The organism is Xanthobacter sp. BG11Y11_SDJG (assembly GCF_057364445.1).
Genome location: NZ_JBNFNU010000915.1, coordinates 1 through 485, shown reverse-complemented (window position 1 = coordinate 485; position 485 = coordinate 1). Strand labels below are relative to the sequence as shown.

1 protein-coding gene is annotated in these 485 nt (G+C 74.2%); it reads right to left on the bottom strand.

The features are described 5' to 3' along the window. Positions 1 to 272, bottom strand: a 272-nt coding sequence (locus AC2W7M_RS27275; protein WP_486136381.1) for a TrmH family RNA methyltransferase, incomplete at its 3' end; no start/stop codon positions are given. Positions 273 to 485 lie beyond the last annotated feature (213 nt).

The window sequence follows — 485 nt, the reverse complement described above, 5'->3', positions numbered from 1 at the left end:
GCACAAACGTCGGCGAGCCGCTCGGCGCCGGCGGGCGAGAGCGCGATCACCTCGAAGCCGCGCGCCGCCAGGAGGTCCAGCAGCGCCGGCGCGTCCTCGACCCGCGCGAACGGCACCGTCAGGCTCGCCCCCACCGAGACGCGGATTGCCTTGCGGTAGAGCGGATCGCACGCGGCGCGGTCGATCAGCACCGCGCCGGCGCCGAAGGCGGCGGCATTGCGGAACACGCCGCCCATATTGTCGTGGTTGGTGAGGCCGAGCGCCGCCACCACGAGCGCGCGCGGGCCGAGGTGTCGAGCAGCGCGCCCGGCTCCCGCGCAAAGGCGCGGCCCAGTGCCAGCACGCCGCGAATGGATCGGAAAAGCCCGACACCTGGTCCATCACCGCCTGCGGCGCCACATAGGCCTGCAGGTCCGGCGGCAGGCTCGCCAGGAGGTCGGCGAGGCGGTGCGCCTGGGACTGCGAGATCAGCAGCGCCTCCAGCG